At 59.6% G+C, this 12,694-nt stretch carries 14 protein-coding genes, 2 pseudogenes and 1 riboswitch; of the genes and pseudogenes, 14 read left to right on the top strand and 2 right to left on the bottom strand.

The window, feature by feature from the left end; all coding sequences use genetic code 11:
- On the top strand, window positions 1-862 hold an 862-nt coding region (locus QCE79_RS38035), incomplete at its 5' end, for a TonB-dependent receptor domain-containing protein (protein ID WP_309853997.1).
- 76 nt (window positions 863-938) lie between these two features.
- On the opposite strand, the pseudogene QCE79_RS38030 reads toward QCE79_RS38035, so the two are convergent.
- Window positions 939-1,990 (bottom strand): annotated as a pseudogene (locus tag QCE79_RS38030) (HoxN/HupN/NixA family nickel/cobalt transporter).
- Between the two features lie 54 nt (window positions 1,991-2,044).
- A riboswitch (cobalamin riboswitch) is annotated at window positions 2,045-2,123 on the bottom strand.
- A gap of 218 nt (window positions 2,124-2,341) precedes the next feature.
- Here QCE79_RS38030 and QCE79_RS39690 point away from each other — a divergent pair.
- From QCE79_RS39690 to tnpC, 13 genes and pseudogenes are all read left to right on the top strand, one after another.
- On the top strand, window positions 2,342-2,722 hold the full coding sequence (locus tag QCE79_RS39690) for a DUF2946 family protein (RefSeq protein WP_404989510.1): 381 nt from the start codon (window positions 2,342-2,344) through the stop codon (window positions 2,720-2,722).
- A gap of 100 nt (window positions 2,723-2,822) precedes the next feature.
- A complete protein-coding gene (locus QCE79_RS38025) occupies window positions 2,823-3,710 on the top strand; it encodes a hypothetical protein (protein ID WP_309853993.1) in 888 nt (295 codons plus the stop codon).
- 28 nt (window positions 3,711-3,738) lie between these two features.
- Window positions 3,739-4,101 carry a copper resistance protein CopC gene (locus QCE79_RS38020; RefSeq protein ID WP_309853990.1) on the top strand — a complete coding sequence of 121 codons (363 nt, stop codon included), beginning with the start codon at window positions 3,739-3,741 and terminating at the stop codon, window positions 4,099-4,101.
- A 2-nt stretch (window positions 4,102-4,103) separates the two neighbouring features.
- Window positions 4,104-5,006: a CopD family protein gene (locus tag QCE79_RS38015; RefSeq protein WP_309853988.1), complete on the top strand. Its 903-nt coding sequence runs from the start codon at window positions 4,104-4,106 to the stop codon at window positions 5,004-5,006.
- A 281-nt stretch (window positions 5,007-5,287) separates the two neighbouring features.
- Window positions 5,288-5,620: a metalloregulator ArsR/SmtB family transcription factor gene (locus QCE79_RS38010; RefSeq protein ID WP_309853985.1), complete on the top strand. Its 333-nt coding sequence runs from the start codon at window positions 5,288-5,290 to the stop codon at window positions 5,618-5,620.
- Entirely contained in the window at window positions 5,617-6,084 is a 468-nt protein-coding gene (locus tag QCE79_RS38005) for an ArsI/CadI family heavy metal resistance metalloenzyme (protein WP_309853982.1), read from the top strand. The genes QCE79_RS38010 and QCE79_RS38005 overlap by 4 nt, the downstream gene beginning before the upstream one ends.
- Window positions 6,081-7,141, top strand: a pseudogene (arsB, locus tag QCE79_RS38000) (ACR3 family arsenite efflux transporter). The gene QCE79_RS38005 and the pseudogene arsB overlap by 4 nt, the downstream one beginning before the upstream one ends.
- Before the next feature lie 18 nt (window positions 7,142-7,159).
- On the top strand, window positions 7,160-7,594 hold the full coding sequence (gene arsC, locus QCE79_RS37995) for an arsenate reductase (glutaredoxin) (RefSeq protein ID WP_309853978.1): 435 nt from the start codon (window positions 7,160-7,162) through the stop codon (window positions 7,592-7,594).
- On the top strand, window positions 7,587-8,309 hold the full coding sequence (arsH, locus tag QCE79_RS37990; RefSeq protein WP_309854000.1) for an arsenical resistance protein ArsH: 723 nt from the start codon (window positions 7,587-7,589) through the stop codon (window positions 8,307-8,309). Before arsC ends, arsH begins: the two co-directional genes overlap by 8 nt.
- A gap of 3 nt (window positions 8,310-8,312) precedes the next feature.
- The gene (locus tag QCE79_RS37985) at window positions 8,313-9,557 is read left to right on the top strand and encodes an MFS transporter (RefSeq protein WP_309853975.1); all 1,245 of its coding nucleotides are present in this window, start codon (window positions 8,313-8,315) and stop codon (window positions 9,555-9,557) included.
- Window positions 9,558-9,909: 352 nt separating this feature from the next.
- A complete protein-coding gene (locus QCE79_RS37980) occupies window positions 9,910-10,410 on the top strand; it encodes a transposase (RefSeq protein ID WP_309853971.1) in 501 nt (166 codons plus the stop codon).
- Entirely contained in the window at window positions 10,386-10,739 is a 354-nt protein-coding gene (gene tnpB / locus QCE79_RS37975; protein WP_309853969.1) for an IS66 family insertion sequence element accessory protein TnpB, read from the top strand. The genes QCE79_RS37980 and tnpB overlap by 25 nt, the downstream gene beginning before the upstream one ends.
- Before the next feature lie 32 nt (window positions 10,740-10,771).
- Entirely contained in the window at window positions 10,772-12,346 is a 1,575-nt protein-coding gene (gene tnpC / locus QCE79_RS37970) for an IS66 family transposase (protein WP_309853966.1), read from the top strand.
- Between the two features lie 66 nt (window positions 12,347-12,412).
- Here tnpC and QCE79_RS37965 read toward each other — a convergent pair.
- Window positions 12,413-12,694: ATP-binding protein (locus QCE79_RS37965; RefSeq protein WP_309853963.1), on the bottom strand; the 282-nt coding region annotated here is incomplete at its 5' end.

Here is a 12,694-nt window from a genome sequence, read left to right as displayed (position 1 = left end):
CCAGAGCCAGGGCAAGGATTACGGCGCCTATGTGCAAGATCTGGTCGAACTGACGCCTCAAATCAAACTCCAGCTCGGCATGCGCGCGGATCGATTTTTTAATCGCGCCGACGAGGTGGGCGAAGCGACCGTCCGAGGTCAGCAGACGACGTTCTCCCCGCGGGTTGGGCTGGTGTGGCAACCCATGCGGAATACTTCGTTTTTTGCGGACTGGAGCCGCAGCCATGCGCCTAACGTCGGACATAGCGGCAGCAACGTCACCTACGATGCGGAAGTCGCGGAGCAATTCGAGATAGGCGTCAAGCAAGATCTCATCAAGGATCGGCTGGGCGCCAACCTTGCCTTATTCAGTTTGAACCGAAATCACATCCTCACGACCGACCCAACCGACCCGTTGCTCCAGGTGTTGACAGGCAAGCAGAGAAGTCAGGGGGTGGAGCTCGACATCGCTGGCAACATCACGCCGCAATGGAAAGCCATCGTCACGTATGCCTACACGCTCGCCAAAGTCACGAGTGACACGACTTACCCCGTCGGCGATCTACTCAGTAATGTTCCGCGTCACAGCGCAAGCCTTTGGACGGTCTATCAATTGCAGTCCATACCGGGATTGCAATTTGGGGCTGGCGTCTATTACGTGGGCTCGCGAGAGGCGACCCTGCCGAACACCTTCAAATTGGCCAGCTACGTTCGCACCGACGCCATGGCGTCCTACCAGCAAGGGCACTGGAAAACGCAGCTGAACATTTTCAACTTGTTCAATCGCAAGTACTACACCGGCGGTTCGGCCGCGACTTTCGACTACACGCTTATGCCCAGTCCTCCCTTGACCGCGCAAGTCACCGTGTCCTATAAATTCTGATCGCAGGCGGGCGGTGCACGACGCTGCCCGCCATCGTACTGAATGGCATCATCAGCCGCGTACCAAGTCGGACTTGCTAACCCGTCTGCACCTCGTCGAAACGCTTCAACCTGTAGATCACGAGCGAAGCAATCCAGCTAAGCGCAAAGATACCAATGATGATATAGCCGAGCGCGCCGAAGTTGTCGTTGAGCGAGCCAATTGCATCCCACACCGGACCCTTTAGTTCGAGTCGATTGGCGAGCAGTCCGAGAGCCTCGATGCCGCCGATCGCGACGGCGACCACGATCGAGACGAGCGTGATCGTCATGTTGTAGTAAATCTTGCGCAAGGGCTTCTGATAAGCCCAACCATAGGCGCCCAACATCAAATGGCCATCGAGCGTGTCGATGAGTGACATCCCCGCACTGAAGAGTACCGGAAAGACCATGATGGCTTAGGGCGAGAGCCCTTTTGCTGCCTGCGTCGCTGCAATGCCGAGCAAACTGATTTCGGTTGCGGTATCGAATCCAAGCCCGAAGAGGAATCCGATTGGATACATGTGCCAGCTACGCGTCACCAGGCGAAAAAGCGGGCGGAAGAGGCGGGCAATGAGCCCCCGGTTGGCGAGCAGCACATCGAAGTCGTCATCAACGTACGCCCCGCCAGCGCGGACATGCTTCCACGCACGATAGATGCCGCGCAAATCAGGAAATTCATTAGCGCCAGCGCGAAAAGGAAAACGGCCGAAACGAAGGTGCCGATCATTCCGCCAATCGCCTTGAAGCTGTCGAATCGCCCCTGAATCGCCTCTGTCGCCAGTGCGACGGCGACCGAGGCGAGCACGACCACTGACGAGTGGCCGAGCGAAAAGAAGAAGCCGACGGCTACGGGCCGCTTCCTTTCCTGCATCAGCTTGCGCGTCACATTGTCGATGGCCGCGATATGGTCGGCGTCGACGGCATGGCGCAAACCGGAGCCATAGGCAAGCATCGCAGTGCCGAGCAGGACAGGGTATGCGTGAAAGGCAACGAATGCCCACACCGACGCGAACACATTGATACCGATCAGCACGCCATAAATGCCGAACAGGTTATTGCGGACTTTCGAGTCCGAGTCGTTGAAAATCTGGCGCAGAGGGTCAAGCATTGTGAACTCCCGGAATAATCGCGTTCCATATCGGTGTAGAGGATGACACTGAGAGGTCTGGCTTCGGGAGTGGCCGATCATCGGCGTCCCCCGATACAGTGGCGCGACCGCGCCGGAATCTCACCGGCTTCCCGCAGTGTCCTTGTTCAGGCATGGCCAGGTGCGCTTATACATCGCCGCTAACCAAAAGTCGATTGTTTCGTTCGTCGTACGGATTCAGTCGGTGCGTCCAAATGCTTCCGCATTGCTTTCTATTGCGAGATGCGAATAATCCGCTGAATCTCGGTAGTTGAACTTTCTACTGGCGTGGGTTAATTTCCTAACCTCCGCGTTCCATTCACCAAGCGCGCCATGTACCGCGTTCGATTCCATCGCCTTGGCTCTCTGCTGGGATTGCTTGCAATCCTGCTGGTGACACTCGCGCCGGTGGTCTCGCAGCTGTTGGCGTCGCATCACCGGCTCGGTGATGCGCTGGCTACGTATTGCTCAGCCGATGATCCAGTTGTGTCGTCGGCACATGACGGCAAGCCTGCGCATGGGGTTCCTACGCACGGACAGGCCTGCGCCTATTGCAGTCTGATCGGACATGTCCCGACGCTCCCCGGCACTTCGGCTGGGCTTGTCGTACCGCTAGCCGCAACGACAATGACGGTCGCCGGTGCCTTGATCGCCGTGCCTCTCACTCTCATCTACACAGTAGCGCAACCTAGGGCGCCTCCGGTCTTCTCCTAATCCCGTGTTTGACCTGCAACTCTGCTTCTTGGCGCCTGCTAAGCGGCAGCGTGTCGTGTTTCTGCACGACGGCATCGAACGATAACTGGAGATAGCCAAAATGCGAACCTTCATCAATCGCTGTACGCCCCCGGCACGCTACGCGCTGCTGGCCACGATTGTCTGCCTTGCCCATGCTGCCCCCGCTCACGCTCACGCCATCGCGGGCGATCGCGTATTTCCCTCCACACTTTCCGTTGATGACCCCGGCGTAGGCGACGAAGCCAACCTCGAATTCGGCCACCAGCGCGTGCCGGGTGACGCCAGCGACCAAAGCATCAACACTTTCAGCTTCGAGTACGACAAGCTCATCACTCCGCGATTGGCTTTCTCCGTGGACGGCGGCTACGTCATGCAAAACAATCCCACTGCGCGCGGCTTTGACAACTTCGGCGTGGGGCTCAAGTACCTGCTTTACGTAAATGACGCGCACGAATTCATGACGTCGGTGGGTGTGAATGCCGACCTCGGCGGCACGGGCAGCCGCGCGATTGCCGACAACTTCTCGACGATCTCGCCCACGGTCTTCGCCGGCAAGGGCATGGGCGACCTGCCCGACTCGCTAGCCTGGCTGCGTCCCGTCGCCATTACGGGGGAAGCAGGACCGTCGTTCACGACGGGCGGCGGCCAACCGAACTCCTTCGACTATGGCTTCACGTTTCAGTACAGCCTGCCCTACCTGCAACAACACGTACACGACCTCGGCCTGCCCCAGCCGTTTTCCAACCTCACCCCGCTGGTCGAAGTGCCGCTCTCTCGCAGTCAGGGACAAACAACCGGGACCGTGAACCCCGGCTTCATCTGGATAAACCGCTATGGCCAGCTCGGCGTCGAAGCGCAAATCCCGATCAATCGAGCGAGCGGCTCGCACATCGGCATCCTCGTGCAAATGCATATTTTCTTCGACGATGTCGCGCCGCGCACGATCGGCAAGCCACTATTTCAGTAAGTCGGCACCTTCTAACAGGAACACCGTCATGAAACTCGTTACAGTGCGCACGGCTGTTGCCACGGTCGCGCTTCTGGCCGCCCACCTCGCGTGGGCGCACGCTTATCCGAAACATCAGGAGCCGGCCGCAGGATCGACCGCACCGACCACGATCGACGCCGTCGTGATCGACTTCGACGATAGGCTCGAGCGCGCGTTCAGTTCAATCGCGGTTACCGATGAACAAGGCAAGGCTGTCACGAGAGGCAAGTCCGAAGTAGACTCATCGGACAGCAAGCGCATGTCCGTGGGCTTGAGTCCGCTGAAGCCAGGCGCCTATGCGGTTGCATGGGTGGCTGTCGCTGCGGATGGACATCGTACGCAGGGGCACTACAAATTCATGGTGAAGTGACCGTGGAACCGCTCGTCGCCACGCAAATCGGCGTAGCAGCCGTCCAGGATGTGGTGTTCGCGACGGCAGCCGGTTGCCTCGCCTGCGCGGAAATGGGCAAGCGCAGCGGTATGGGCGCACCCACCGCACTACGCATTTGGCAGACCGGTCTATCGATTGTGTTGGCGCTCACGGCCCTTGCGTACCTTTGGCTACAGGCAGCCGTCATGAGCGGCTCGCCGCTTGCCGACGCCGGTGCCGCGGTAAGTTCCGTGCTCACCGAATCGCACTTCGGGTTCGCGTGGTCGGTTGCATTTGTCGGCGCCCTGCTGGCGACGCTGAGCTGGCTATCTGGTCGCTGGGGGTTGCCGCTGTTTATCGCGGGCCTAGTCGCGTGGGCTGCAGGCAAGGCAGCGGCCAGCCATGCAGCCGATGCGGGCGACCTCTCGGTGCGGGAAGCCATCCATGTCATGCATTTGTGCGCGACGGCACTGTGGGCCGGAAGCGTGATCGTTGCCGCAATTATGCTCCGAGGCCCAACGACCGCTCACGCAACGGCCGATAGAAGGCTAGCGTTCTGCGCTGAGCTATCGTATCTGGCGACGGCCGCGCTTGTTGTCGTGCTAATCACCGGCTTCTACAACGTTTTGCAGGACACTGGGGAGGCAGACGTGCGGTTCTTCGCAACGCCCTGGGGCCGGATACTTGCGGCGAAGCTTGTGTGCGTTGCAGCGGCCGTGGGATTGGGCGGTTGGAACCGGTTGGTGGTTCTCCCCAAGCTTCACGCGCAGGCGCTTCGGGACGATTCTTCATTTGCGGCCACACAAAAGCGTTTTGATGTCTTGCTGTCCGTTGAAGCGCTTGCCATGCTGGTCATTCTAACGATCGCGGCCGTGCTGGGCCATACGGCTCCGACGAGAGGTTGATTGTGCGCCAGTCATTGGAAGGCGCCGGACGGGCCTCGCGTGACGATGAGCGGCCCCTTGCGCCCTTCATGCGTCTCCTTGCTGGGTATCGCCGGCGATCGGCGGACGTGACCCGAAGGCCAGGGAAATGCCAGTTCCCTGAGTGGCCGCTTTAAGCACGACTGAAGCGGCTGAAGCGGCTGACTTCTTTGGTAGTCCAGCAAGCAAACAAGACTCTATCGATAAATCCGTTATTTCAATTATACTTGAAATATCGAAACGCATCGTCTATCGTGTCGTGCATGAACCCAGACCTCGTTGTACGCGCCTTGAGCGCTCTCGCCCACGAATCGCGCCTGGCGATTTTCCGACAGCTCGTCGTCGCTGGACCCGACGGTATGCCCGCGGGCGAGATCGCACAGCAACTAGGGCTTGCTCCTTCCAGCCTTTCATTCCATCTCAAAGATCTGGCGCACGCAGAGCTTGTCAAGTCGCGTCAGTCGGGGCGCTTTGTCATCTACTCGGCAAACTTCGACGCGATGACAAACCTGATCGGGTTTCTTACGGAGAACTGCTGCGCTGGCGCAACCTGCGCGATTAGCGAGCTCCCTAACTGTTGTGGAGACACACCATGAAACGCATGCACATTCACGTCGCTGTCGAGAATCTGAACGACAGTATCCGGTTCTACAGCGCAATGTTTGGCAATGCCGAGCCCGTCGTTCTGGTAGACGATTATTGCAAGTGGGAATTGGCCGATCCGGCGGTGAACTTCGCGATCTGGAAACGAGGCGTCAAGCCCGGCGTTGACCATATTGGTATTCAAGTCGAAACACACGCGGAACTTGATGAGATGACCGCGCGCTTTACGGCGGCACAACTGCCGGTGCAGGCGCAAATCGGCACGACCTGCTGCTACGCAAGGTCCGACAAGGCGTGGACCGTTGATCCACAGGGCGTTGCATGGGAGACCTTTCGCACGCTGGATACCGCCCCCATGTACGGTTCGTCACGCGCGCGTTCGCAGGAGAAAACACAGGCACCCACCGCCTGCTGCACACCGGCCAAGTCCGTGGACACTATCGCAGGAAAGAAATGAGCAGTACCGGAACAGCGGTCCGCGCAGCGCCCCCAGCAATCGGATTTTTCGAGCGTTACCTGACGGTCTGGGTTGCGCTGTGCATCGTCGCGGGCATCCTCCTTGGCCAAATGCTGCCTGGCGTCTTTCAGGCAATCGGCCGCATGGAGTACGCCCAAGTCAACCTGCCGGTCGGGTTGCTGATCTGGGTGATGATCATTCCGATGCTAGTGAAGGTCGATTTCGGCTCGCTGCATGAAGTGCGTCAGCACATCAAGGGCATTGGCGTCACACTCGTGGTCAATTGGCTAGTCAAGCCGTTCACGATGGCGTTCCTCCGTGGCTCTTCATCAAGCACCTGTTCGCGCCGATGCTGCCCGCCGCGCAGCTCGACAGCTACGTGGCCGGGCTCATCCTGCTGGCAGCAGCGCCGTGCACGGCGATGGTGTTCGTCTGGAGCCGCCTGACGGGTGGCGATCCGCTCTTCACGCTGTCTCAGGTGGCGCTCAACGACAGCATCATGGTGGTCGCATTCGCACCGCTGGTCGGCCTGCTGCTCGGCTTATCGGCCATTGCGGTGCCCTGGGCGACTCTGCTCATCTCGGTCGGGCTGTACATCGTCATTCCGGTGCTTCTCGCGCAGACCCTGCGCAAGTTACTGCTCTCACATGGCGAAGCGGCGCTCGAAGCGGCTATGGTGAAAATCGGCCCGTGGTCGATCACGGCGCTGCTTGCAACGCTAGTACTCCTGTTCGCCTTTCAAGGCGAGGCGATCCTCAGGCAACCGCTCGTCATCGTGCTGCTTGCCGTGCCGATCCTGATTCAGGTTTTCTTCAATTCGGCGCTGGCTTACTGGCTTAATCGCGCGGTCGGCGAGAAGCACAACATCGCCTGTCCGTCTGCCCTGATCGGCGCGTCGAACTTCTTCGAGCTGGCCGTCGCCACGGCAATCGGCCTGTTTGGCCTTAACTCCGGCGCGGCACTCGCGACCGTCGTAGGCGTGCTGGTCGAAGTGCCGGTCATGCTGCTCGTGGTGCATATCGTCAACCGTTCGAAGAACTGGTACGAGTGCGCCTGAGCTTTACGGAAACAAGCAATGAGCGAAGTCATCATCTATCACAACCCGGACTGCGGCACCTCGCGTAATACGCTTGCGATGGTCCGCAACGCGGGTATCGAACCCGTCGTCATCGAATACCTCAAGAACCCGCCGTCGCGCGAGAAGCTCGTCGAGCTGATCAACCAGTCGGGCCTGGGGGTGCGCGAGGTGTTGCGCCAGAAAGGCACGCCCTACGCCGAACTGCATCTGGACAACCCGGCATTGACCGACGACCAGTTGCTCGACGCGATGATCGCGCACCCCATTCTAATCAATCGTCCCTTTGTGGTGACGTCGGTGGGCGTGCGCTTGTGCCGTCCGTCCGAGATCGTGCTTGACATCCTGCCCGAAGCACAACGCGGCGCGTTCACGAAGGAAGACGGCGAGGTAGTCATCGATACGGAGGGCAAGCGTGTCTGCACCGATAACTGATCTTGCCACCGAGCTGCCGCAGGTCGATGCGGCGCTGCTCGAAGTGCCCGATATCCAACGCCTTCAGGCCGCGGAGGTATCCGCTCATGCGCCCCGCATCTTGCTGCTCTACGGTTCGCTGCGCGAGCGCTCGTTCAGCCGATTGCTGAGCGAAGAGGCCGCACGTCTGCTTACGGCGATGGGTGCCGAAGTCCGCACATTCAATCCGAGCGGCCTGCCGCTGCCCGACGACGCGCCAGACACACATCCCAAAGTGGCTGAGCTGCGTGAGCTGGCGCTGTGGTCCGAAGGCATGGTCTGGTGCTCGCCGGAGCGCCACGGCGCGATGACCGGCATCATGAAAGCGCAGATCGACTGGATTCCGCTTTCGGTTGGCGCGGTGCGGCCGACGCAGGGCAAGACGCTCGCGGTAATGCAGGTGAGTGGCGGCTCACAATCGTTCAACGCCGTGAATCAGATGCGCGTGCTTGGACGCTGGATGCGGATGCTGACCATCCCGAACCAGTCGTCGGTGGCCAAGGCGTTCATGGAATTCGACGAGACCGGACGCATGATGCCTTCGGCCTATTTCGATCGCGTCGTGGATGTGATGGAAGAGCTGGTGAAGTTCACGCTACTGACGCGCGATATTGGCCCGTACCTGGTCGATCGCTACAGCGAGCGCAAGGAGAGTGCCGAAGAGCTGATGAAACGCGTGAATCAAGCCAGTATCTGACCCATGCCGCCCTACGCTAGCGACCGAAAACCTGAGAGCAATAGGGCAACCTGGGCACTGGCGACCGGCCAGCTTGTCGCGTGGGGAGTGGTCTATTACGCGTTTTCGCTCTTTGTCGTGCCGATGGAGCAGGAACTGGGATGGAGCCGGGCATCGACGAATGCTGCGCTTTCGTGCGGGCTGCTGGTGTCCGGGCTGGCCGCATACCCGGTCGGCAAGTGGATCGACCACGGACATAGCCGCATCGTATTGACGGCTGGCTCGCTGCTCGCCTCCGTCATGTTGGTCCTTTGGTCGCAGGCAGCAAGCCTTGTGACGCTGTTCGCTGCATGGGTCGGATTGGGCGTGTCCATGGCGGCCACGCTCTACGATCCGGTGTTCGCGATTCTAACCCGCGACTATCCCCGCAGCTTCCGCACGAAAATCACGCTGGTGACGCTCGTTGCGGGATTTGCGAGCACCGTATTCATTCCGCTTACGCAGGAGCTTGTCGATGCTCTGGGATGGCGGCATGCATTACTCGCGCTGGCGGCGATCAACGCCTGCATGTGCCTGCCCATTCACTGGCTGGCCCTGCGCAATGATCCGAACGTCGCGGCACTCGCCGTCAACAAGGAGCGGATCAGGGCAGAAAATGAGGCGTCCGTCAGGCGCGCGCTGCAAACCCCGGTGTTCTGGGCGCTTGCGGTCTGCTTTACCGCCTACTACGCGACCTTCGCTGCGCTGACGTTTCACCTCGTTCCGTTGATGGTCGAACGCCGAGTATCGCAGCCCAGCATTCTCGCGACGATGGCAGTGATCGGTCCGGCCCAGGTTCTTGCTCGCGTGCTCTGGTTCACGGTCGGACGAAACGTGTCGTCAAAGATCGTTAGCCTTATCATCACTTCGGCGTTTCCGGTTTCTGTTGTGATCCTCCTGGTCGCAGGAACCTCGCCCATCGCTTTGATCCTGTTCGCGGTCATCTACGGCGGCGCTAACGGCATGATGACAATCCTGCGCGGCACGATCGTGCAAGATGTGATGTGGACCGAGGGCTACGGAGCAATCAGCGGACTGCTCTCTGCGCCGTCGAACATCGCGAAGGGTGTAGCTCCGATTTCCGCTGCGTTGATCTGGACGGTCGGGCAAAATTATCTCTTGGTCGAGTGGACCGTTTTGGTGGTCTCACTTATTTCCACGACTGCGTTCTGCATGGTCGCGTTCTTAGTGCGACATCGCAGTTCGACCATGACCGCCGCAATCGATTGACTAGTCCGGTTGCGTGCATCGGCGAAACACGCTCGCAAGACAACGTCCGCTGCCGCTAGCGAAATCCACAAATTATGCTAATAAGGTGCGCTTTTTGTAAGCGCGAATTAACGCACACCATCGAGAGCCAGCGACTGCCTGTTGCTCGATCAGGTTGATGCGGATACGTCGTTCCGTGTTACGAAGTTGAATGGGAGCAGGTCACGGATATCAGCATCCGCTGCGCGCTGCGGCAATGGGATCCGGAAACTAATTGCGGTTTGTTCGTATGCGGTCCTTCAAGGACGCCCTAGCAATGGACGAGTGATTCTCTGATGCTACCTGTCCACGTGGACAGCTGGGATGAGAGTACATGACAGAAGATCGAGGTTTGCGTAGCCGTCTGGTAGTCGGCGCGAAGCGGGATGGTCGCCGGGAATACGATCCGCAAGCCCGCGAGGAACTGGTCCAGTTGTGCATGACGTCCAGCGTTTCGATAGCGCGTACGGCGATGGAATACGGCTTGAACCCGAATCTGTTGCGCGAGTGGATCACGCGCTTTCAGAAGACACATGCGGCGCGGAATTCGGCGGAGAAGGAACTGAGGCCAGCAGACAGGGCATCGCTTGATGTCGCGCCGCCGGCCTTGCGGACTCATGCGCCCGACGTGCCATCACCATTTGTACCGGTTGTTCAAGGGGCTGTGACGGTTGAAGGAGCGGTGTCCGCGCGCACACCATCGATCACGGTTGCCTTGCACATACGTTTGCCCAACGGTGTTGAGTTCGACATCACAGAGGCGACCATCGACGAGCTGACCACCGTGGTCCAGATGCTCGGGAGGATGCCGTGTTCCGGTTCGACGATAATCTGAAGGTCTACCTGCACCGCGATCCTGTCGACTTCCGCTACGGCATGAACAGTCTGTCGATTCTCGTCGAGCAGTCGATGCGCCTAAATCCGATGGACACGTCGCTTTACATCTTCGGAAACCGACGTCGTGACCGGATAAAGATTCTTAGCTGGGACGGCAGTGGTTTCTGGCTTTTGATAAAACGATTGGAGAGCAGCCACTTCATCTGGCCAGACAACAAGGCTGAGATCGTGACGATGACGACCAACGTGTTGCACGCGTTGCTCGATGGCGATGACATCACCGCGATAAGACGGCATCCGAAGCAGGAATATCGCCGCGTGAGCTGAACAGTGAGGCCGTGCGCATGGTCTAACCCGCCATGCCGATCAATGTCACGATCACCGCCGAGGAATTGAAGGCGTTGCTCGCCGAGCGCGATGCTGCTCGGGCATTGCGAGAAGAACAGGAGGCCTTACGCGGCGCCTTGCGGCTTATGACGGCAGAGCGCGATCTTGCTGAGGAGCGACTCCGAGCCAACCCTCGCGAACTGTTCGGCGCCAAGAGCGAGGCACGAGATTCTGATCAACTTGGCTTGTTCAACGAAGCCGAGGTGCTCGGCGCGAACAGCGCGCCTGCCCAAGAAGACACGCCAGAGACGACGGTTGGCGCGCACAAGCGCAAGAAGCGCGGTCACCGCAAGCCGCTTGATCCCAATCTGCCGCGCGAGGTCGTGCGGCACGAATTGCCCGAAGCCGAACGCTTTTGCACGAACGATGGGCAAGCGCTCGTTGAGATCGGCGCGGAGATCAGCGAGCAGCTCGATGTGATCCCCGAGCAGCTTCGAGTGATCCAACACCAGCGCGTCAAATATGCGTGCCCGTGCTGCGATCTCGGCATCAAGGTCACTCCAGCGCCGCCGCGCATCATCGCGCGCGGACTGTTGAGCGAAGCAGCGCTCGGATGGATCGCCACCGGCAAATATCAGTTCGGCATGCCGCTCTATCGCCAGGCCGGTCTGCTGTGTCGCTTCGGCGGAGACATCTCGTCGAACACGATCGCCGCCAGCATGGTTGGCGTTGGCCTCGCGACCCAGCCCGTGATCAACCTCATGCGCGATGCGTTGCTCGACGCCGAACTGATCTACTGCGACGAGACGACGTTCCAGGTACTGAAAGAGAAAGGGCGCAAGCCGCAAACGAAGAGCTACCTCTGGGCGCAGATGACCAATTCAGGCGTCCCCATCCGCTGCTTCAGCTATACGCCCGGACGCGGTACCAAGCTAGCCGACAAGCTGTTCACGGGGATCCGCAAGGGCGCGGTTCTGATGACTGATGGCTACGAGCCCTACAACGACATCGCTCAACGCTACGACCTCGTGCACCTCGGATGTTGGGCACACCTAAGACGGTACTTCATCAAAGCGGAGGAGAACGTGCCGAAAGCCGCGCGTTCGCCCGATCTGCTCGCGACACGATTCATCACGCTGATCGGCAAGCTGTTCGCTGCGGAGGCCCGCCCTAAGAAATGGGCAGCTGAGCGACGACAGCGATTGCGACGTCGATACAGCACGCGCATACTCGACGCCATCTACGCTCTAGCCCTCGCGGAGTCGCCGGGTGTCGTACCAAAAAGTTTGCTCGGAAAGGCACTCACCTATCTGCGCGAGCAGTGGCCGAAGCTGATCCGCTACGTCGAGAACGGCACTTGGGCCATCTCGAATAACCCTTGCGAAAACGCGATTCGCCCATTCGTCGTCGGGCGCCGCTCATGGCTTTTTAGCGACACCGTAGCGGGGGCGAACGCAAGTGCAAACCTCTACAGCCTGATCGAAACCTGCAAAGCCGGGGGCATCGATCCCTATCGCTACCTTCACTGGTTGTTCCAACGTCTTCCTCTGGCGAGGACCGTTGACGACTACGACGCGCTGCTTCCTTGGTGTTGCTTTTCGCCGTAAAGGGGCCGGGTGTTTTCGGCGCAATGGCGCCAGCGAAAGGCGCCTGATTCGGGGCTCGAACGGGGATCAAGAATCCTTGTTTTTACCTCCTTTCGCAAGTGCTGATTTGTTGCTCTCGGGCATCGGGCGTGGAACACGGTAGCTCTCGCCGTCGAGCACGACGCGGTATGCCGCGTGTCGCAAGCGATCAAGCGTTGCAGCGCCGAGCATTTTGTTGGTCGCGAACGCGTCGCCCCATTCCGTAAAATCCAAATTACTCGTTAAGACAGTCGATGTACGCTCGTACCTCTCGGCAATCAGATCGTGGAAGTCTTCGTCTTCGGGCGTGCGCATGGGTTTCAGTCCAAA

Origin of the sequence: Caballeronia sp. LZ003 (genome assembly GCF_031451465.1) — a bacterium.
GTDB lineage: Bacteria > Pseudomonadota > Gammaproteobacteria > Burkholderiales > Burkholderiaceae > Caballeronia.
This window is presented reverse-complemented; position numbering and strand designations above follow the sequence as displayed.